Genomic DNA, 22,201 nt, shown 5'->3' on the forward strand with positions numbered 1-22,201 from the left:
CGGGATTTGTAATTCATACGAAATCAAAGCTCTACAGGCACAATAGGGAGCCAGGTTTTCAGGAGCAATCCCTTCTTGAAAATCGCCAGCAAAATCTGAGCCGCAGGCTTCGAAGATGCGTGGAATTGTGCATTGATCTTGACCCGTTATTCGGAAGCGTAGACAAATGGTGAACTCGTCAGGAGGACGAGCGGTCGTTCGCGTTCACTTTTTGTCAGGGATGATGACATGGCCCGAGAAACCAAAGTCGGACTGGTGCTGGTGGTTGTGCTGGCCTGCGGCTTTGGCTTGCTGCTTTACAAACGGCTGCAACACCCACAAATCACTGTCGCGCAAGCCACAGAAGGTGCCTCAACAGGTCTCACTGCGACAGAAATCAGTGCTGACGATATCAAAGCTGAGATTCAGCTCGCTTCCAGCAACGCAGCATCTTCGTCATCCAGTACTGAGAGCAAGCCAGCCACGACACTTCCATCGAGCCTCGAGAATGAACTGCTCGACCTCAAAAACGATCCTGTCGCTTCTCCAGTGGCTAACTCGAAGTCGCCTGCGAGAAGTCTCCCGAGCTTGCCGACAGACCTCGACGATATGGCGTTTCCAGCGGAAACACCTCCTGCTGCAGTGGCTGCTTCCACGCCGAAATCGACAGCTGTCGATGCTGATCCTTTCTCAGCCCTGGATTTGCCATCGGATCAGTCTTCCGGATCAAATCTACCGGCCAACACGACAGCACCTCCCGCAATCACAGCAAGTGGAAACACCTCAAAGACCGTCGAGATCGACCCCTTCGCAGGCGGTCTTGAAGACTCAAAGCCCACAAAAACATCACCTGCAGCGATCGCTTCTTCTCGTGATGCAGAATTGACTTTACCTGCTGGCAATCTTGAGCCTCTCCAGAACAAGCCAGTTTCTTCTGAGAAGATGGCCACGAGTTCGCCTGCAAATGAAGATCCATTTGCCCTCGAATCTCCGGCTGATGAAATCGAAAAGCCATCCGCACCCGCTGCAAAGACGACCTCTCGTGGTAACGAACGGTCTTTAGCTCCCTCAAAAAATCAGCCATCGGTGCCTCAGGATGATCCGTTCTCCATGCCTGTCGAGATCCCTGCGAACGATGCCAGTCTTGCTGCGGATAGCCAGGCAAACGTCGTCGAATCCCTTGAGCTGCCTGTCCAGGTGGAACCCAAGCGATCTGCCACCAGCTTTCCTGTGAATGAGCCTGCACAGCCAAAAACTCAAGAAACGTCCCGGGCTGTACCAGAACTTGGATTTGCAGAACTCGAACAAACTCCGGCTAAAGCGAAGACTCCATCTCCGGCAGTCATCGACGAATTTGGATTCGATAATCCCTCTCCTCAAAAAACGCCTGCTCAAAAAGAGCCAGCCCAGCCCGCATTGCCGCTCGATCTCGATAGCGATCCCTTTGGCGGAAGTACCACAATTCCCGCACCAAAGACGGTTGAGCGACCTGCATCCAACACTCCCTCACTGCCAGTGAACAACTCTCCTGCGAATGAACTGGATGCTTTCGGTTTTGAAACGCCTGCCGCTTCGACCAGTGGTCTGAAACAACCTGCCCCTGCTGCATTGCCGATGGCGGACAACAAGCCAGTTCAGCAGGAGCCACCGTTTCCGGATCAGCTTTCGATACCCGCAACCAATACTCAGAACTCAGTAAATTTGAGCCTTGAGCCAGGTTCTGCAACCCCTCCCAGCCAACGCTACACCGTCGAACCCAGTGATAACTTCTGGAGTATTTCGCGAAAGGTCTATGGCAGCGGACGCTACTTCAACGCTCTTGCCTCTCATAATGCCAAGGCGGTTCCTCGTCCCGAAGCTATGAAACCCGGAACGACGATCGAGATTCCTCCGGTGGAATTTCTTGAGCAGAAATATGGATTCTCGAACTCTCGCGAAGTCAGCGAAGCCGCTCGTAACAGTGCTCCACCAGAAGGAACGAATGAAGCACCTGCCAGTGGTTTCTTCATCGACCCGGCAGGTGTTCCTATGTACAAAGTGAGCGATCAGGACACGATGAGTGGCATTGCCAGAGCCCATCTGGGCCGCTCATCCCGCTGGATCCAGATTCTCGAACTCAACCGAGACAAGCTTCAAGACGGAAATACCATTGCCGTCGGCACAATTTTGCGACTTCCACCCGATGCCAGCCAGGTTCAAGTAATGAACACGTCGCCGGGTACCCGAAACTGAGCGACGCGGGTTGCTCGTGAGTCGATCGACTGCCTGCAATTGATACCGCGAAGTTCGCAGGCACACCCAAGCTGCATGGGATCAGGTGGCCATGTTTTTTCGATTTGGGGTCGCAGTACTGATTGTCGTAGCGATTTCGCTTTATGGAACCTCGCTGGAATCAGAAGTACTGTCTCTCAAAAGACAGATTATTCGCCAAAGCTACCGGATTGATGTCGCTCAAGAGCAACTGGTTCAGCTACGTCTGGAAGTGCATGCCGCGAGCTCTCCAGTCCATCTGTTGCCAAAACTCGAACGTGGCGAATTGATGGCGATCCGGCCCAGCTATGACGACGATTCGGGGAAAAAAAATGAACGGCCAAAACGTACTGTGGCGGATCTTTCCCGTCAGGAGAAAGCGCCGATCAGGCGATGAGAACTCCGGGTTTCACTCCACCTCTCCAGTACTGATCGGATGAAGGGTCTCACGAAAGCAACCGTCCCATGAGTTTCTCCTCGTTGATCGCTCGCATTAGGAACACCTGCCAGAATTGGCTGTTCCACGCGACCAATCGATGCAGCGAACTCAGGCCCTTCATTCGCCAGTTATCTGACCGCTGGTCACAATTACCACTCGTTCAAACCCTGCGCCGGGCCATCATTCAGCGGTGGTTTCCCAAGTACGAAAACAGCGACTCGGAACCATCCTCTCAAACCCTCAGTTTGACAGGAACTCTTCAATCTCAACCAACGCCCTTTCACTGGGAATGGCTTAGTTTTCCCCAGAGATGCTGGAAGGTAAGCGGCCCAAAACTTGCGGGAACCCGATTCATTCTCACCGCTGGCTCCATGGCGAGATGGATCTGGAAAGGCTGCACATCGAGCCGCATGCGGCAAGCGATGGAACTCACCACTGAGCCGCTGACTTCCCCGAGGGATTCAGTCAACCCAGCCGCATCCTATCCGTGGCTCACTTCTCGTTCGATGGAGCAGCGGATGTTGATTGCCAGCGTGGGTGCTCTGGTCGTGAGTGTGGTTTTGGGCGGCCGGTTGATCCAGCTCCAGGTTCTTGAGCAGGATGATTTTTCACGAACAGCCTCGGGACAGCGAATCTTTCGACAAACAGTACCTGCCAGGCCAGGGGATATTCTTGATTCTTCGGGGCGGATTCTTGCGACAACTGTCACCACACAAAGTTTTTTTCTGGTTCCCAGCCTGATTGATGAACCCGAGTCGTTCGCAACAAAAGTCGCGAGTGTTCTCCAGCTCGATCCACAAAAGCTCTCTCAAAAAATCCAGAACTCGTCGAAGTCTCAGTTTCTCTGGATTAAACGACGGCTAGACCCCAGCGAAGTCATATCGATCCGCGAATTGAAGTTACCTCGCGATCAATGGGGATTCCGCGAAGAATATCGCCGGGTCTATCCCCAGGGGCAGATCGCAGCTCATGTGCTGGGTTTACGGAACATCGACGGGCTAGGACAGGGCGGCATCGAAGAATCTCAGGAATCGATTCTGGCCGGTCAACCTGGTTACGAAACCTTATTGAGAGATGCCCGGGGAAGAGTGCTTGAAATCGACCCGACCTCGACCTTACCGATGAGTCCGGGCGAATCTGTCACCCTCACGATTGATACTGTCATCCAGCTCCAGACCGAACGTGTTCTGGATGAGGTCATGACTCAGTGGCAACCCAGCAGTGTCTGCGCGATTGCCATGGATCCCCACACAGGCGAAATCCTGTCGATGGCTTCCCGACCCACTTTTGACCCCAATCAACCGGAGCTGGCCGGCAGTGATTCGTGGAAGAACCGGGCTATTGCCGATATCTACGAACCTGGATCGACGTTCAAACCTCTCATTGTGGCTTATGGCCTCGAAGCGGGTCTGATTCAAAAAGACCAGGTCTTCGACTGCGAGCGTGGTCAGTATCGGATGGGACGACGAGTCTTGCATGATACCCATGCCTATGGCTCGTTGAGCCTGACAGATGTGCTCGTGAAATCCAGTAATATCGGCATGGCCAAAGTTGGTGAACTGCTGGGAAATGCAGAGCTTTTTGAGGCTGCACAACGTTTTGGAATTGGCCGCCGCACAGGCATTGAGTTAACCGGCGAATTACCAGGGCTGTTGCGACCGTTGTCTCAGTGGAACAGCTACTCGACAGGCTCCATTCCGATGGGTCATGAACTGGCAGCGACTCCTCTGCAGATGATCGCAGCCCATGCTGCGATCGCGAATGGTGGTGTCTGGCGGAGCCCGACAATCATCAAGGCCCCTCGCGAAAGTCGAACTCAGGTTTCTCAGCAGGTGATTTCCAGCGATGTCTCTCACTGGATGATCAGTGAACCACTGCGCGAAGTGGTGACTCGTGGGACTGGCAAAAAAGCTCAACTGGCAGATTACGAAGTGTTCGGCAAAACCGGTACAGCCCAGGTCTTATTGGCCTCTGGTGGCTATTCTCATGGCAAGTATGTGAGTTCCTTTATTTGCGGTGCACCCATCGACAAGCCTCGGGCGATTGTCCTCGTGGTCGTCAACGAAGCCAGTGTGGGTGGTGAAGCCTTTGGTGGCAAAGTGGCTGCTCCTGCTGCTGCAGAAATTCTGAAGCATACTTTAAGGCATCTGTCGAAAGATCTTCGCTGGGCGGCATCACCAGCGAAGGTCCATTCGACCAGATAAGAGCTTTCACGCAGGATTTCTGGGTGGGAAAGTCCATGTTCCCAAAGTCTGCCCATCCATCTGCAGGGCGGTCACCTGCAGTCGTTCGGATGTGGCTTCCCCGAGAATCACGGTGGCTAACGGTAGATTGGGTGAACCACCAATGAGCTGCGCCATCACCTGACCACTCTCAGCCGGCATGAATCGATGCTTGTGAGTATGCCCACTGATCACCAGTTGGGCTTTGGCTTTCTCCAAATGCGGCAACCAGAACTTCTGCCCCTGCTCGCAGAATCGGGCGAACTCAAGTTGGCCTTCCACGGCATCCTTACGCCGATTCCCGAAGAGCGGGATATGACAATGAACCACCAGATAAGGCGCACTCGCGATCTCTGGCTGAGTGAGCACTTTGGCCAGCCATGCCCCCTGAGCTTCACGATAAGGTTCGAATTGCGCTAAGCCTGCATACACAGGGTGACTGTCAGGTTTATCTTCACCAGTATCGAGACCAATTAAAGCCACTGGCCCGCATCGGAGTGAAAAACATCGCCCGAGGGGACTGTTATCGGGTCGCGAAAGCATGCATTCTTCCAACCGGCGGGCTAGCACACCTCGCACATCATGATTGCCACTCACGAACATCACAGGCCGGGTCGTCGCATAGGCTCGGCCCGCTGGCTGCAACGTCTGATTGACCAACTGTTTCTCGGAGCGAACATCGTTGAAAATGTCCCCATTCCAAACCATCAGTTCGGCCTGCCGTTCTTCGACTTTACCGAGCGTGGCGCTCAAGGTCTGATCGACCTCGTGCGTATCGTTGATCACACACCAGCGGAAGCTTTTCGCATCTGGGTCGGGTAACCGAAACTCGTAGATCTCACTGTATTCTGTCTCTCCTCGAACGACCTTGTAAGCGTTCTGAAAATCAATGGGAGCAGCAGCGACCCGATAGTAGATCGTGGCGGCTGTAGGCAAACCTTCCAACCGCGCAGAAAGCACGGGTGAATCCATTGAGTTGAGGCCATACCCTCCCGGTCTCACGACCTGGCCAAGCTCTTTCGTCGTCCCATACTCGACCCACCCGGTCGCATTCCCGGAGACTTGCCATACGACGCTCATTCCGTCAGCTGCCGGACACTGCAGAACGGGAGCACCCACAAGAATCCTGGCTGTTGATGTTGCAATGGCATCGGCGTTCGATGGCGGTTGATTCTCAGCGGCATGAACTTCATTACCAGACGTTAATGCACCGGCATTGGCTAATCCCGTCGTCGCTATCGCACCGATCGAAAGCCCTTCCAAAAATTCACGTCGATTTACACTTAAGCCGCTTGATGTCTGTGATTCAATAGAATCCATTTCGAAGTACCTCATCCGTATAGTTCATCAATTCGCTTGCTGAAATGCACAATCTATCATGACGGAACAATGAAGACGCGGTCAATTCCTGTGACCAGCCTCAGGAAAAGTCACTGAAAAAATGGGATCTTTCCTGTGGCAAGAACATGACGAAGGGCGTATTTGTGACAATCAATCACAGGGAAACAACTTTCAGAGAGACAATGGCCATGATCTCCGATAGGCAGTCAATGACGATCGAAAACGTGCAGAATTCAAATCGGGCCCAGAGATCTCATCGCGCTCACCGGCGGTCTCTGCTTTCCGTTCAAAGACACCGCACTGTCACCATGCGTTCCGTCATAATGCGCCCCGGCCAAACGAGCTTTGGGCCATCAAACCTAATGCGGCTGGCTGCACTCTGTGTGCTCCTGAGTCTCTTTGCCTTCGCCGAACTCAATGTCGCCCATGCTGGCGAAGTCAAAACAATCTTTGGATCAGGCAAAGATGGATTCAATGGCGATCAGCAGCCATTCCTCGAAACTCACAGCGGCCAGCCGTTTGGACTCGTGATTGGGCCGGATGGTGCTTTGTATTTCTGTGAGTACACAGGTCACATCATTCGCCGCCTCGATCTGGAAAAGCAGACTGCGACAACCATTGCCGGGACTCCTGGCAAAAAAGGATTTGCCGGTGACGGCGGCCCGGCGACAAAAGCCTTGATGAACGAACCCCATGAACTCCGTTTTACTCCTGCCGGGGATATCGTCATTGCCGATATGCGCACGCATACCATCCGCAAGATTGATGGCAAAACGGGCATGATTTCCACACTGGCAGGCACAGGAACCGCCGGATTCAGTGGTGATGGCGGGCCAGCCGAAAAAGCTCAATTGAATATGCCACATTCCATTCAGATCGATCCGGCTGGCGATCTGTTGATCTGCGATACCGGGAACCACCGGGTTCGCAAAGTCGATATGAAAACGGGCCTGATCTCGACCGCTTACGGAACTGGCGAAAGGAAACCTGCCAAAGATGGTGATCCGCAGGTGGGCACACCCCTCAATGGCCCGCGCAGTATCGACTTCACTCCCGAAGGAGACATGATTCTCGCGCTTCGCGAAGGGAACGCGGTCTATCGCTTTCCCAAAGGAGAAGCCAAACTCATCCACATTGCTGGTGTGGGTGGTAAGCCATCTTTAGTCGGTGACGGGATTGATGCCCGCAAAGCCATTCTCGGTGCCCCCAAGGGAGCGGCTGTCGATGCTAATGGCGACATTTATCTCGCCGATACCGAAACACACACGATTCGTGTGATTCGAGCGAAGACCGGCCTGATTGAAACTGTGATCGGTGATGGCAAAGCCGGTGATGGCCCGGACGGGGAGGCAAAGACCTGCCGCCTCAACCGGCCCCATGGCGTATTCATTACCAAGGAGGGCTTACTCCTGGTCGGAGACAGTTCCAACAATAAAGTCCGCGTTCTTCCGTTACGATAAGCAGGCAGGGATGACTCTTCAGACCGGATACAACTTAGTTTTACAGAATGAGCATGCAGTCGCCATAACTGAGGAAGCGATAGCGCTGCTCGACGGCCTCTTTGTAGGCCTGCATTGTCAGGTCGTAGCCTGCCATGGCACAAACCAGCATCAAGAGTGTCGATTTGGGAACATGAAAGTTCGTCAGTAGAGCCTCGACTTGCAGAAACTCGCATGGCGGCCTGAGGAAAAGATTCGTTTCGCCCTGCCAAGGTAAACCCACGCCCACTTTTCTCGCAGCCGATTCCAAGGTTCGCGCCGAAGTTGTACCAATTGCCAGGACTCTCCCGCCCTCGGACTTTGTCGATCGAATTTTTTGTGCTACGTCTTCAGACAACTCGCAGGTTTCCGTATGCATCTGATGCTCAGCGATCCGCTCACTGCTGACGGGGCGGAATGTCCCCATGCCCACATGCAGCGTGACTTCTGCAAATTTCGCCCCGGAAGCTGCACATCGATCTCTCAATGCGGGAGTAAAATGCAGTCCAGCAGTGGGTGCTGCGACCGAGCCTTGCGGCCCGGAAAAAATCGTCTGATAGCGGACTCGATCTTCCGCCTCTTCGTCATCTCGATGAATGTAAGGTGGCAGAGGCATGCTTCCATATTGCTCAAGCAGATCCCAGGTAGAAATTTCACTCTGAGGAGACGCTTTCCAGATGCCACCTTCTCCACGTTCAATCAACTGCAATTGAAGGTCGGAGTTCTGGCGACTTGCAGCATTTTCGATATGAGTCGCTGGAACAGGAATCGTGATCCACTCGCCAGCCACAAGCCGTCCGCGCGTCTGCCCAATGATCTGCCACTCTCCGGAGGTTGTGACTCCCAGAAAAAGTCCTTCCCATTTGCCGCCAGTGGAAGCTCTCACACCCTGTAATCGGGCAGGAACGACTTTGCTGTTGTTGACCACAATCAGATCGTGGGGTTTAAGAAACAGCGGCAGCTCTTTAATGAACCGATGCTCGATCATGCCTGTCGAACGATGTATGACCAGCATGCGAGAGGCGTCTCGCTCGGGCAAAGGATGCTGTGCAATCAGTTCTGGAGGAAGTTCATAATCGTAAGTCGAAAGTGACTCAAAATCTGGGGAGGACGACATGCTTTCTCCGATAGACTGCGAGTGCCAGGCCTTGATTCGCACTCCTTGAATCATTGATGCTACATTGAAGTTCACAAGATGTCTGGCGAACAGAGCCCAGAGTTGATTTGGCAGGAAGAGAAATTCCTGAAAACGGCTAGAATCGACAGAAATCGAAAGACGTTTTGACGAATGCGGACTGCATGACCCACAGCCCTCGCCCTCGAATTCTGATGATCATCACGGAACTTGACCGGGGTGGTGCCGAGCAACAGTTTGTGCAACTGGCCATTGGATTATTGCACAAAGGCTGGGAGGTGCGGGTGGTTTGCCTGGGGCCACGGGCCGAGCTTTGCGATCAACTCGAAGAGCAGGGAATTATTCCTCACTGTCTGGGTGCCAGGAGCGCCAGGTCAACGCTGTCGGTTCTCAAACAACTGGTTGAGAATATCCGCAGTTTTCAGCCCGAAATCATTCAGACATTTCTGTTTCATGCCAATATTCTGGGGCGTCTGGCGGCTTTCAGAGCAGGGCGATCAATCGTCGTTTGCGGTCTGCGCGTGGCAGAACGGCAAGCCCATTGGCATGGCTGGGTCGAATGGCTCACAGCTTCGCTGGTGACTCGCTGGGTTTGTGTCAGTGAAGGCGTTCGTCAGCACGCAGCAAAAAATTGGAAGCTCAACCAGACAAGGCTCGTCGTCATTCCCAATGGCATTGATATCGACCGCTGGAAAAACGCCATTCCTTTCACCAGAGCAGATCTCAACCTCCCGGTCGATGCCATCATGCTCTTTTCGGCGGGGAGGCTGGATCTGCAGAAGGGGATGGACATATTGCTCGAGGCGTTTGGAAAAGTGGCCCCTGAATGGCCCAGGCTTCATCTGGTGATTGCCGGTGAAGGTCCGCTAAGAAAAGAGCTCGAACTTCACAAAGGCACTCAAAGCCCAGCCAATGGTCGCGTCCATTTTCTGGGGCAGAGAAATGACATTCCTCGCCTGATGGCCAGTTGCGATCTTTTCGTGCTGGCATCGCGCTGGGAGGGAATGCCCAATGCGCTGCTCGAAGCCATGGCCACCGGCAAGCCCTGTGTGGCCACCAACGTCGAAGGGAGCTCAGAACTCCTCGGGTATGGCCAGCGAGGGGAAAATAGCCAGCGGGGCTGGCTGGTCCCCATCAATGATCCCGAGACTCTGGCTGCAGCCATCGATGAGGCGCTCAGCAGCGAAACTCGATCCACCGACCTCGCAAACTCGGCGCAAGTATTTATTGAAAAAAAGCTTACGACACAGGCGACGATTTCTGCCTACGATTTTTTGTACCGGCAATTGCTGCAAGTGAGCCCACCAGTACTCTCAACGTCGATCAACTGAAAAATTTTTCCACGACCGAATCGCTTTGTGGATAACGATCTACGGCGATGGGGAACGTCATCAGCCCCTTCTGGCCACGAGCTGAACTTGCACGATGGTGACGGATTGATATTCTGCGGGGACTTTGTGGGAGATTGTGGGGAGGAATGGGGAAACGCATCCCTTCTTGAAATCTCTCGACGTTGGCTTGTAACTAGCGACTGGGTCAAGATGCCGCTGACGGGTACCTACCTGCGAATTCTCGACGAGAAGCAGCGTGTGGGCCTCCCCAAGCGACTACGCGAAGACTTGGGTTGCCTCGAATGTAACCATCTGTACATCGCCCCTGGGACTCAAAAATCACTGGTACTCTACTCTCCGGAAGGTTTCAATTGCCTGTCGGAAACATTAAGTTCCAGAGGCTTTCCCGGCGGTGATCAAACGTATTTGCGGTTGTTTTACTCTTCTGCGGAGAGGGTCGATTTAGATAATCAAGGACGATTCCGGATACCAGATCGCCTGTCAACCCACGCGTTGCTTGATAAAGAAATCTATCTGCTGGGCGTGAATGATCATGTCGAAATCTGGGATCGGGAACATTGGGATTTGTACACGAGAACGTATTCCCCACAGTTCGATCAGCTCTCCTCTCCGGGGAACTCCTGGCAGATTGTGGGCTGAATGATGTGAATTCTTTGTTCAACAAGCCTGCTGGTTTGGAGAACAGGGGAGCTTTGAGTAAATTTTGTTGAGTTCTTCCCGCTGGCTTACCGGGCTTCGCGGAAATGCCTGACTGAGAACGGAATCTCAGCAGGGGCGTTCGCTGCAGAGGAGTTGAGTTTTCGACTCTAAGAAGTGAAAAGCTGCTGGCTGCAGAATGTGGCAAGATGTCACAGGCAGCTTGCAGACGCCAATAGAACAGATTGCCGGTCGCAGGTGGCAGCCCGCGACCGGCAGTTTTTTTTGATGGTACCCTGATGTTTGCCTGTAGAAATTCCTCAAAAGGAAAATCTCAGAAGCGTCAGATGAGCACCTCTTGAACCACGTGGCCATGCACATCGGTCAATCGGAAATCCCGCCCCTGAAAGCGGTAAGTCAGCCGTTCATGATCAATCCCCAGTTGATGGAGCAGTGTGGCATGCAGGTCATGAACATGAACTCGCCCACTCGTCGCTGCAAATCCCAATTCATCGGTCGAACCATGAATGTATCCAGGCCGAAACCCGCCACCTGCCACCCACATGGTAAAAGCATCAATGTGGTGATCGCGACCAATTGTCCCTCGCACTTCACCCAGTGGAGTTCGACCAAATTCCCCACCCCAGATAACCAGCGTATCGTCCAGCAAACCGCGTTGCTTCAGATCGAGAATCAGTGCCGCCGACGCCTGATCAACTGCCCGACATTCCTTCTCTAAGGCGTCTGTCAGGTCGGCCCCTTTCCCACCGTGATGATCCCAGTCGGTATGATAAAGCTGAATGAATCGCACACCGCGCTCGACCAGCCGACGAGCCAGAAGACAATTATTCGCAAACGAGGCCTTACCAGGCTCTGCTCCATAAAGATTGAGCGTCGCTTCGGTCTCCTGCGAGAGTTCCACTAACTCGGGAGCACTCGTCTGCATCCGATAGGCGGTTTCGTAGGCGGCAATTCGAGTGGCGATCTCTGGATCACCCGACCGCTGCAACTGCACTTCATTCAGTTGCCGCAACGTCGAGAACAGTCGGCTCTGCCCTTCATCATCAAATCCCGCAGGGGTTTGTAGATGAAGAATTGGCGGCCCCTGTCCTCGCAGGGGGACACCCTGATATTGAGACGGCAGAAAACCACTTGACCACAGGGCATTTCCAGCCCGGGGGCCACGCGGGCCGCTCTGAAGCACAACAAAAGCCGGCAGATTCTGTGATTCACTCCCCAAGCCGTATGTCAGCCAGGAACCAAAACTTGGCCGACCCGGTGCCTGAAAGCCGGTATTCATAAACAGTTTGGCAGGGCCATGGTTAAAGACATCTGTCGCCACAGCCTTCAACCAGCAGACATCATCGACGATCGAACGGTGATATGGGAGGAGTTCACTCAGTTCCATCCCACATTCGCCATAGCGACCAAATTGGCGAGTGCTGCCCAGCAGCTTGGCATCCGGCTTCAAAAATGCAAAGCGACGACCCTCAGTAAAACTGGCCGGTGGTGCCTCGCCATGAAACCGTTTCAGCTCGGGTTTATCCTCAAAGAGTTCGAGCTGACTCGGGCCGCCAGCCATAAACAAAAAGATGACATTTTTCGCTTTCGCCAACCTGGGTGCCGGTGCCGGTTCCGAAGAGAAGCCATCCTGAGCCAGCAAAGCCCCCAGTGCCGTCCCTCCCAATGCCAGTGGGGCCTGCTGGAGAAAATAGCGGCGATTCAAAACATCAGCAGCCTGTTTCGAAATCTTCGAATTGTCTTGTGATAAATCTGACATGCTGACCTGCACTGTTCTGGTTCGGGAAGAAGTCGCAAGGCTCAGAAGAAACGACCAGAAAATCGTCTAGTTGCGAGTAATAAACTCATCGGTATTAAAAACGAGTCGCGCCAGACTGATGGTGGCTGCAATCTCGGCTTGAGAAAGATCCGCTGGCCACGAAAACCGTTTCATTGGCTTCAAGAGTTTGTTGATCTGCTCTGGTGATCGATCAAACCTTTGTTTTTCCGCTTCGAAGAATCTAGCCACAATCTCGCGCTCATCGGCGCTCATGGCACGCGACAGACAGATCTTCCACATGACATTGGCAACTGCCTCCGTATCGCGAGGCTGATCCTGAAGCACTCGCTGAGCCAGACCACCTGCCATTTCCAGAAACATCGGATCGTTGGCCACCGAAAGTGCCTGAAGTGGCGTACTGCTGGGCTGCCTCCGTGTACAGGCTGAAGTGAAATCGGGTGCGTCAAAAGTCGCCAGCAGCGGGTACGGAGCACTCCGATAGAACATCGTGTACATCGTCCGGCGGTAACGATTTTCACCCTGTTCTTCATTCCAAGGTTTACTGTTCTGCGTGAACTGGAAAACACCAGCCGGTTGCGGAGGAAACACACTCGGGCCACCGATCGTGGGAGTCAATAACCCGCTGGCTGAAAGCATCAGATCGCGCAGAATCTCCGCATCCACTCGGAGACGCTGCTGTCGCCCCAAGGCGCGATTCTGTGGATCTTTTGACAGTGCCTGAGAAATGATTCGGCTCTCCCGGCAGTAAGTTTTTGAAAGTAGAATCTCTTTATGAAGCGCCTTCATGGACCACTTCTTTTCGATAAATCGACCTGCCAGCCAATCGAGAAGCTCTGGTGAGAATGGCAGCGAACCCTGCATCCCAAAATCATTCTCGGTTTCGACAATCCCTCGGCCGAAATATCGCATCCAGACACGATTCACAAAGACTCGTGCTGTCAAAGCATTGTCTTTGCTGACCAGCCAGCGGGCCAGATCAAGTCGATTCTTCAGCTTGTCGGCCGGGCCGGTAGAGACAGTCAAGGCCGCAGGAACGCCAGGGGAAAGTTCACCTCTTGGAAGATCGGGATTGAGAAAATCTCCTCGCAACAGCAGATAGGTCGGTGGCGGCTTGGGAAAATCCTGCATCACCATCTGCAGATATTCACGGCCAGCCCCTGGGACTTGTGCTTCCAGCCGACGAATCTGCTCGTTAATTTCCGCCAGCTGCTGGATTTGCGAAGAGGAGGTTGTCGCCTCAGGCCATTGATCTGCCAGTTCGACAGCAAAACGGCCAATCAGATAATGAGCATTCCGATCATGTCGAAGCACGATCGTCACGGGCCCTGGCTCGACCTCTTGAGATGCTTTCAACACGAGTTCATGCCGAGCGTTCATCTTCAATTGCGGATTGCGTTTGGTCTGGTCGGCAGAAACATTGATTGCCCAGCCACTTTGAGGATCATTGTCGATGGCATGGATGGCGGTGTAGCCAGGTTGTTCATGATCAGCAAAAGCCTGCTCGAAGCGGAATGATCGATCTTTCTGCTTCAGGGAAACGTCACTTAGAACGAAGTTACCATTCGAGGCCAGACCCGGGCCTTGCCTGGGCAATGATTCGTGGGTCAAAACCACAATCTTGACGGCTCGGGTTTTCTCAGGCCAATCAAACGTGACTTCATAGTTATCGTTCTCGGCGAGTTTCCGACTGGCCAGCAGCGATTGATCAGGAAGTTGAACAAGCTCCCCATTACTTCCAGCAGCAAACTGCGTGAATTCAACTCGGTTCCAGCGAACAGCAGCCGGGTCTCCGCCACTGGCGACCTTCGTCTCTTTCCCCACGGCCTCTTTCAATTTTCCTTGCTCAATTCGCAGAGCTTTCAGTTGTGCCAGGAGCGCGTCTTGAGCAGGCGTGAGTCCAAAGACTTCATTCACATAAACTGGAACAGTTTCCGCCTGATTGTTGGCATCTTTGGCCGCATTAAAAAACGCATAGAGCCTGTGAAAATCCTCGTGTGTGATCGGGTCATACTTATGAGTATGACATTGGGCACATCCAATCGAGAGGCCCAGCCAGACCGACCCTGTCGTCGCCACGCGATCAACCATCGCTTCATGGCGAAATTGATCGGCTTTTACTCCACCCTCTTCGTTGATCATCGTGTTGCGATGAAACGCCGTGGCCACAAGTTGTTTTTTGCTGGCATTGGGCAACAAATCACCGGCCAATTGTTCGATCGTAAATTGATCAAATGGCATATCCGCATTCAGTGCCTGAATCACCCAATCCCGATAGGGCCACATCACACGGGCTCCATCGATGGTGTAGCCATTCGAATCGGCATAGCGTGCCTGATCGAGCCAGTGCCGCCCCCAGCGCTCACCATAATGCGGGCTGGCCAAAACCTCATCGACCAGTTTCTCCCAGGCATCAGGAGCTGCATCCTGCTCAAAGCGATCGACTTCCTCGGGAGAAGGGAGAATCCCTAACACATCGAGATAAAGCCGGCGAATTCGAACAGCCCGCGAAGCCATGGGTGCGACCGGAATCCCTTTAGCCAGCAACTCCTTCTCGATGAATCCATCGAGCGGTGAGCCAGGCACAGTATCGACAGGCGTTGCCATTGCTGAAGGGATCTCAGGCTTTGAAAGCGGAGCAAAAGCCCAGTGGGGCTGATACTCGGCTCCTTCACGAATCCACTGTTTCAACAGGGCGATTTCCTGTTCGGTCAACTGTTGCGGTGACTCGGGTGGTGGCATTTTGAGATCAACATCGCTGGTCTCGATCCGTTCCACCAGCAGGCTTTCTTCAGGGGCATGGGGCACAATTGCCGCTGCACCATCGCGCTCAGCCAGTGCCCCCTCCGCCATATCGAGCCGCAAACCAGCGGCTCGATTTTTGTCGTCAAATCCGTGGCAGCGAAAGCACTTGTTCGACAGGATGGGCCGCACATCTCGATTGTAATCGAGCTTTTCTGCGGCAACCGCTGGTGCCATCAGCAAGCAGAGGGCCAGACCCGTCAACAACCCAACAGATTGAATGGCCGGGCGGTGATGCGACTCTCGCTTGCTCCAGATCGTTAGGTCACGAAAAAACTGCGAATACATTTCGGGAAGACTCCCTGCCACATCACTTCACGCGATTGATCAATCATGCAGTAACCATCGCGTCAATTACCTACGCTAAAATTGCGATAAGTTTAAGGAGCAATTCAACTTTTCATTGCATTACAACAAGAACTCAATTTATTGAACTGCCAAACTCCGTGGAATACTAGACTTTCCCGAGTTTCTCGACTTGAGAGAGACAGAATTCAGACACATCGAATGTTACCGGCTCGATCCCTGGATCACTTCTTCTCAAACTGGCTTTGACGCAGTTGAGCCCACTCGACGAGTTGCTGGTATTGCGTGGCAAATTCGGGAGTTGAGCAACCCATCGGGCTCTTGAAGAAAGATCCCACAAAGGGGAGCAATCCTTTGCTTCCCAGCCGTGCTTCCAACTCAGTGATACGAACGAGGTCAAGCACGAGGGGCGCAGCCAGCAAGGAATCGCACCCTTGCCAGGTAAACTGCATGGCCATTTTCGTCCCGAGGAACCCCTCGAAATGGATATGATCCCACGCGGTCTTCCAGTCGCCCAACGACTCAATGTACTCGATCGAGACCAGCGTCTGCGGTTTGTAGCCCAGAATCTCCGTCAGCAGATGATCCTTGGATTTGACTTTCGTGGCTTTGTTGGCGGGATCATCCAGAACTTTCCCATCCAAATTGCCAAAAATGTTATGGCCCACCCAACTGTTCACATGCAGATTTCTCGCAGCAAACATGGGCCCCAGGACTGACTTCAATAACGTCTCTCCTGTCTTCCCATCGCGCCCGCAATGCACCACTCCTTGAGTTAATGCCAGTTCGGACAATGCGGGCAGATCAGTCCCCACCGAAGGAGTAAAATTGACATGCGAGGCACCGCATTCAAAAGCAGCAATTGCATAGAGCGAACTCGAAGGGAGCTTGATCGGCTCGCTGGCTCCCAGCAGCTTTTGCAATTGTGGCCAGTCAAGTTCTGCCAGGGCCGGGTCAACGGGTGGTTCTGTCGAAGCGACGTTGACGACAATCAATCGATCCAGTCGATGCTGTTCGCGAAAGTTTTCGAGATCCTTGCGGATTCTGGCAATCGCCTGCAATGGACTCTCTGCCAGATATGATCGCGACTTTTCACCCGCCAGTGAACGAATTCGATCGCCCACATTCACGAGAACACCCGGCTGAATATTCTGATCCCAGGCAGCAAAGTCATCGGCTACCCGGTTCAGCAAATCGGGAGAAAAGACCCGCGATTTTTCCCAGAGAACCTGGGCTTCGGCTGCATACGTGGTTTCGCGAATGTCATGACCACCAATCGTCAGATCACCCCAATCAGCCCACGGAAGACTGGCGAGAGGTTCCTTCGCTGTCACAAGCCCAACAGGTTCCGACAACCCCTGCCGGAGTGCCGACAGGCCAGTCGCCACTGTTGTTGCCACGCCACCCCAGGCACCGACCATCCACAGCCCAACTCGCGCCGCCATCAATTGCTCTCACTTCCCAGAATTCGTTTCTTCAATAGCCATTTTCGTTCGTCACCGCATATGTTACTGAGGCGAGTACGCGGGGTTCACCCAAGTGGACTCAGCCGGTATTTTGTGGCGAACAGTTTCTCCACCGCTCTTCTTGAACATATAAATTAACATGAATGCAAAGGTGGGACGAGTGAGCAGGCAACTTGTAAGCCTCACAGTTGCCGGATTGTGGCCAGATTTTCAGAATAAAGTCTTCTAAAAGTCATTCCGGGGCTTTGCGTCACGCCGCTGCAATTATTCAATAGCATCGAGTATGTCTGTTTATGAATCAAAAGCATCTTTCTCTGCCGACAAGATTGTTTCGACTCCCGATGCGCCAATCACTACAAGCCGCACAAGAGGCTGGGGCCCGAGGAGTGCAACTTGACCTCGCCAGAGAAGTCAACGGCCCGGACTGGAATGCCACAGCCCTCAAAGAACTGCAGCATTATGCCAGTGAACTGGGGCTCACTCTGGCCAGTGGCTGGTTACCACTGCGAAAGGCACTTTTTGAAGACGATGGGCTGGATGACCGACTGACGCTCATCCGGCATGCCATTCAACTTGCAGGAAAACTCCGCCTGAGCACCATCTGTCTTCGCCCAGGCCACTTGCCTCAAGCCACCGAAAACGATCCCACGACAGCGACCTCCAAGGCTCGCAAGATTCTCGATGATGTGTTTTCCGATCTCACTCGAGAGGCAGATCATCATGGAGTAATCCTCTGTATCATCCCGACAGCCGATTCGCCTCAGAATCTGCGTCAATTCATTACGTCCATCTCCACCGGCCGACTGGCAATTGATTTCGATACGGCCTCGTTTGCGATGCAGGGCCTCTCGGTTGCGGAAGCCATTACTTCGCTCCACGATCAGATCGGCCATGTCACAATTCGCGATGGCATCCGTGATTTCCAGCAGGGAGGCCTTGAGACGCCTATTGGCGAAGGAACAATCCCCTGGCCTGAAGTTATTGCCACATTGGAAGAAGTTCAATTTCGCGGCTGGCTCATGCCGATCCGCACACAAGGGCAGGATCCGCTGGGCGATACGATGAACGGTCTGGCTTATTTTCGGCGTATGCTTCCCCCTGGATGAGTCAGAAAAGATCGCTGATTACTCGCGGATGAGGGCAGGGATCGGGAGTTGCCCATCTTCCCACTGCTGGGCCTGCGGACTTTCCGGAAGAGCCGATTCGATAAAGAATCGGAAAGAGCTGCCAGACCCGATCACCCCACTACCAGGAATGGGCATCGAAGGCTGTTGCCGAACAAGTGGTGTCGTCTTGTAGATCGGGACATTGGGGAGCACCCAATGGGTGTATTGCCCGCTATCTGTCACGAGCGTCACAAGAAATGTCATAGGCCGGATCGTAGAAAGATTCTTGAGTTGCCCCTCGACCTGCAGACGTCCACCGGGCGAGGATGTCGCTTTGATTTCTACCGAGGCCAGGTTGGAATTGGCGACGACATACCCGGGCCGCATCTGGTCGCGATCAATCACCTTCTGCTTTTTGAGTGCAGCCTCCAGTGCTTGCGGCAGTTCCTTCTGAAGATCGTCAATACTCTTTTGGAAAATCGACTCGAACTCCCTGCGACGAGACTCGGGAGTTTCGGTGGCGAGAACCGACTTTTCGCCCAGTTTTTTGACATATGTCGCATAGCTCTGCTTGTACTTTGTCATCAGCAGCCAGTGCATGGCCCAGGCATGGGCATAAGCCTCGCCCGCCAGTAGATCTCCTCGAAAGGCCTTGTCATCCGTGATGATTTCCTGCCAGTTCACATTCTTCGCAGCCAGTGCCGACCGGGCATAACGCAGATTCAGCTTGCCCGGGCCGCCAGTCACCTTTTCACCGTTGGCTTCGAATCCCGTCGCAATGCCTTCATTGAACCAGACAGGAACAGGCGCCAATCGTTGCAGCAATCCTCGATTATGGACTTGCTGATGAATCGCTTCGTGAAGTGGGACTTCAAACGTGTCACATTCCGCCATACGAAGCACAAGTCGATTGGAAGCTGCTGAGTAAAACCCGAGAACATTGGCCCCTGACAGCCCGGTCCCACCCGTCTGTTCATTGAAGTATTTGATGAACTGATCATTGGTCTCAAAAATCACCACTACCAGTGGATGCGGGGGCGGTTCCAGGGGCAGTCCCATGTCGCTGGCATACTTTTCGAACACACTTTCGACTGTCTTAAAAAACCGCGTTGCTTTTTTGCAGAACGCATTGGCTCGCGACTCCTGGCTTTTTGGCAATGGTGCCGCCAGAAGCAAGGCCACCACATAAGGCGCATCAATCGACGTCACGCAAACGTCTTTGCCGAACTCGTCTTCCAACTGCCGGGCCAATTGTGCCGGTGCAATGGGAGCCGGTGCCTCTTCAGGCTTCCGCGACTTGATCGCACCGCTCCCGACAAGTTCGTAACTGCCATCTGGTTTTTCTATGGCAAGGGCACCCTGACCCTCACCCGCCAGCCTTCCTGAAAGCTTCCTGACTTCTCGGCGTTCGTTCAGCAACTCAAACTCATCGGCTGGCAGGGCACTTCCCCACAGCCAGGAAAATGCGAGTGTCAAGCGGCCACAAATTCGCCATGCACCAGTTGGCATGCGCTTTCCTTGGACGAAAATCAGTGAAGGTGATCGTTCGGAACGACTTCCGAACGAAAGACAGGATTGTAGAACTCTTTCGATTGAGTGTACCCATAGAAAACGACGCATCGGTAGCGGTTCGTGACAATTTCAAAGGCTTATCCTCACGATCTCCCGAAGAAATCTCATTGCCTTCAGAACCTGCTTGCAACATGGAGGTTTACCAACTTCGCAATCAACACCAAAGAATCGCCATAAGAAACCAGACAACAAAGACTTACGAAAAAACAACAAGTCCGACCTTGCCGTTGCAAGAAGATCCGATGGCAATCGGAACAGACGTTGCATCCTAGATGGCCATAAGAATGAAGAACTGCCATTCTGGCAGTCCGTCTTGCTATTCTCAAACTAATTCCAACTTCCCAAAGTTCAGTGAGGGCTTCGATGACGACCGCCACCCGCGAAGAATTCACATTCCAAACAGAGATCAAGCAGCTTCTCAACATCCTTTCGCATTCGTTGTATCAGAATCGCGAAATCGCAGTTCGTGAACTCATTTCCAATGCGTCCGATTCACTCAACAAATTGCGTCATATCCAACTCTCTGAAGCACAGTACCGGGACGATGCCGCACTCAAAATCACATTGCTCCCTGACGCGACCGCGAAAACGTTAACAATCGTGGATAATGGAGTGGGGCTGACTCGCGAAGAACTGATTGAGAATCTGGGGACGATTGCCCACAGCGGTTCGCTGGATTTCATGAAGAAAGCGGCTGAGGCTAAGTCCGCTAATCATGATGCGGATTCCTCCGGCAGCAAATCAGACCTTTCCTTGATTGGGCAGTTCGGTGTCGGCTTCTATGCCGCCTTCATGCTGGCAGATACCGTTGAAGTGATCACTCGCAGTTATCGCGAAGAAACCGGTTGGAAATGGACATCCGATGGCACCGGACAGTACTCGATTGAGCCGGTCGATGAAGCACCACGGGGTGCACAAATCGTGCTGCATCTCAAAGAGGATGCCATAGAAGAGTTCACTAAAGAATATCGGCTCGAGTCGATTGTTCGCCGGTACTCGACATTTGTGCCGCATGCCGTCTATGTGGGCGAAAAGCACGTCAACAATCAGCCACCCATCTGGGTCGAGCCTAAGTCGCAGGTGACGCCCGAGCAGTACAAGAGCTTTTATCAATGGCTCACACACCACGCGAATGAAGAGCCTTTGTGGCATCTGCATCTCTCGGCAGATTCGCCGCTGCAGTTTCAATCGATTCTGTATTGTCCGCCAGTCAACCTTGAACTGCAGGGGTTCGGTCGCCTTGAACACGGTCTGACGCTGTGCGCGAAAAGAATTCTCGTTCAGGACGATAACAAAGATCTGCTGCCTGATTATCTGCACTTTGTCTATGGATTGGTCGATTCCGCCGACCTTCCGCTCAACGTATCCCGCGAAACCTTGCAGGACAATCGGCTGATTCCCAAGCTGCGGAAGGTCTTAACCAAGAAGGTTCTCGATTATCTTGCGGAGCTCGCCGAAGAACAGCCGGCGACCTATGCCAAATTCTACGAGCAGTTCGGGATGGTGCTACGTGGTGGAGTGGGGGTTGATTTCGAGAATCGCGAGAAAATCGCCCGCCTGCTTCGGCTAGCATCATCGCATGATGTCACTCCCGGGGCCACCACATCGCTAGGCGAATATGTCAAGCGGATGCGTGAAGACCAGACACAGATCTATTATCTCGGCGGACCAGATCTGGCGAGTCTGCTCAGGAACCCGCATTACGAAACATTCCGCGACCGTGGTCTGGAAGTGCTCTTCCTCACTGATCCCGTCGATGAGTTCGCGCTTTCGCATCTGCAGGAGTTCGATGGAAAATCATTGGTTTCGATTGATTCTGCGGATATTCAACTTCCCGCTTCGGCCGAATCCCCATCGAGTTCAACAACCGGTGAAGAGCAGGGCAGTTCGTCACAAATTGCACCAGCGGGTTTTGATCGGGTTCTTGAAGTCTTCCGCCAGGCGTTGGGTGAACGTGTGCAGGATGTCCGTAAGGCCACCCGGCTGGCCACCAGCCCGGTTTGCCTTGTCAATCCGCAAGGCTCCATGAGCAGCCAGTTGCAAAAAGTGCTGAGCCAGACCGTAAAGGATTTCAACCTGAGCCGCCGCATTCTCGAGGTCAATCCTCAGGCACCGCTGATTAGTCGGTTGGCCTCATTGAGCAGTTCCGGCACCAACGATGACTTTATTGCTGACTGCGGCCTCCAGCTCTACGCCTCAGCCATGCTGCTGGATGGTTTGGTCGTCGAACCAGATCTGACCGCAGACCGTATGCGGAAACTCATGGAAGAAGCGGCCGACAAACGAACTGTGATTATCACCTGATCAAACAGCCTTCCG

General features: G+C 53.3%; 14 protein-coding genes. 8 read left to right on the forward strand and 6 right to left on the reverse strand.

Annotated elements, in window-relative coordinates; genetic code table 11:
• Positions 1 to 228 precede the first annotated feature (228 nt).
• From PLIM_RS09265 to PLIM_RS09275, 3 genes are all read left to right on the forward strand, one after another.
• Complete coding sequence (locus tag PLIM_RS09265) at positions 229 to 2,211, forward strand: LysM peptidoglycan-binding domain-containing protein (protein WP_013110048.1); 1,983 nt, start codon at positions 229 to 231, stop codon at positions 2,209 to 2,211.
• 91 nt (positions 2,212 to 2,302) lie between these two features.
• Positions 2,303 to 2,626, forward strand: a complete 324-nt coding sequence (locus PLIM_RS09270; protein ID WP_013110049.1) for a hypothetical protein — start codon at positions 2,303 to 2,305, stop codon at positions 2,624 to 2,626.
• Between the two features lie 68 nt (positions 2,627 to 2,694).
• A complete protein-coding gene (locus PLIM_RS09275; protein ID WP_230849431.1) occupies positions 2,695 to 4,872 on the forward strand; it encodes a peptidoglycan D,D-transpeptidase FtsI family protein in 2,178 nt (725 codons plus the stop codon).
• 6 nt (positions 4,873 to 4,878) lie between these two features.
• Here the strand turns inward: PLIM_RS09275 and PLIM_RS22725 are convergent, their stop codons facing one another.
• Positions 4,879 to 6,210 carry an FN3 domain-containing metallophosphoesterase family protein gene (locus PLIM_RS22725; RefSeq protein WP_013110051.1) on the reverse strand — a complete coding sequence of 444 codons (1,332 nt, stop codon included), beginning with the start codon at positions 6,208 to 6,210 and terminating at the stop codon, positions 4,879 to 4,881.
• Between the two features lie 329 nt (positions 6,211 to 6,539).
• On the opposite strand from PLIM_RS22725, the gene PLIM_RS09285 reads away from it, so the two are divergent.
• The gene (locus PLIM_RS09285) at positions 6,540 to 7,691 is read left to right on the forward strand and encodes an NHL domain-containing protein (RefSeq protein WP_230849432.1); all 1,152 of its coding nucleotides are present in this window, start codon (positions 6,540 to 6,542) and stop codon (positions 7,689 to 7,691) included.
• A gap of 40 nt (positions 7,692 to 7,731) precedes the next feature.
• On the opposite strand, the gene queA is transcribed toward PLIM_RS09285, so the two are convergent.
• The gene (queA, locus tag PLIM_RS09290; RefSeq protein WP_013110053.1) at positions 7,732 to 8,826 is read right to left on the reverse strand and encodes a tRNA preQ1(34) S-adenosylmethionine ribosyltransferase-isomerase QueA; all 1,095 of its coding nucleotides are present in this window, start codon (positions 8,824 to 8,826) and stop codon (positions 7,732 to 7,734) included.
• A gap of 182 nt (positions 8,827 to 9,008) precedes the next feature.
• Between queA and PLIM_RS22730 the strand changes: the two genes are divergently transcribed.
• Together PLIM_RS22730 and PLIM_RS09305 are read left to right on the forward strand one after the other, a co-directional pair.
• Positions 9,009 to 10,175, forward strand: a complete 1,167-nt coding sequence (locus tag PLIM_RS22730) for a glycosyltransferase (protein WP_013110054.1) — start codon at positions 9,009 to 9,011, stop codon at positions 10,173 to 10,175.
• 210 nt (positions 10,176 to 10,385) lie between these two features.
• On the forward strand, positions 10,386 to 10,835 hold the full coding sequence (locus PLIM_RS09305) for a division/cell wall cluster transcriptional repressor MraZ (RefSeq protein WP_013110055.1): 450 nt from the start codon (positions 10,386 to 10,388) through the stop codon (positions 10,833 to 10,835).
• 340 nt (positions 10,836 to 11,175) lie between these two features.
• Here PLIM_RS09305 and PLIM_RS09310 read toward each other — a convergent pair whose 3' ends face one another.
• The 3 genes from PLIM_RS09310 to PLIM_RS09320 form a co-directional block, all read right to left on the reverse strand.
• Entirely contained in the window at positions 11,176 to 12,612 is a 1,437-nt protein-coding gene (locus tag PLIM_RS09310; RefSeq protein ID WP_013110056.1) for a DUF1501 domain-containing protein, read from the reverse strand.
• Positions 12,613 to 12,678: 66 nt separating this feature from the next.
• Complete coding sequence (locus PLIM_RS09315) at positions 12,679 to 15,720, reverse strand: PSD1 and planctomycete cytochrome C domain-containing protein (protein WP_013110057.1); 3,042 nt, start codon at positions 15,718 to 15,720, stop codon at positions 12,679 to 12,681.
• Positions 15,721 to 15,962: 242 nt separating this feature from the next.
• Positions 15,963 to 17,183 carry an inositol-3-phosphate synthase gene (locus PLIM_RS09320; protein ID WP_013110058.1) on the reverse strand — a complete coding sequence of 407 codons (1,221 nt, stop codon included), beginning with the start codon at positions 17,181 to 17,183 and terminating at the stop codon, positions 15,963 to 15,965.
• 362 nt (positions 17,184 to 17,545) lie between these two features.
• Between PLIM_RS09320 and PLIM_RS09325 the strand changes: the two genes are divergently transcribed.
• Complete coding sequence (locus PLIM_RS09325; RefSeq protein WP_261340086.1) at positions 17,546 to 18,310, forward strand: sugar phosphate isomerase/epimerase family protein; 765 nt, start codon at positions 17,546 to 17,548, stop codon at positions 18,308 to 18,310.
• Between the two features lie 18 nt (positions 18,311 to 18,328).
• Here PLIM_RS09325 and PLIM_RS09330 read toward each other — a convergent pair whose 3' ends face one another.
• A complete protein-coding gene (locus tag PLIM_RS09330) occupies positions 18,329 to 19,819 on the reverse strand; it encodes a DUF1570 domain-containing protein (RefSeq protein ID WP_013110060.1) in 1,491 nt (496 codons plus the stop codon).
• 426 nt (positions 19,820 to 20,245) lie between these two features.
• Here PLIM_RS09330 and htpG point away from each other — a divergent pair, with 426 nt between their 5' ends.
• Complete coding sequence (gene htpG / locus PLIM_RS09340) at positions 20,246 to 22,186, forward strand: molecular chaperone HtpG (RefSeq protein ID WP_013110061.1); 1,941 nt, start codon at positions 20,246 to 20,248, stop codon at positions 22,184 to 22,186.
• Positions 22,187 to 22,201: the final 15 nt, after the last annotated feature.

The organism is Planctopirus limnophila DSM 3776 (assembly GCF_000092105.1).
GTDB classification, from domain to species: Bacteria; Planctomycetota; Planctomycetia; order Planctomycetales; family Planctomycetaceae; genus Planctopirus; species Planctopirus limnophila.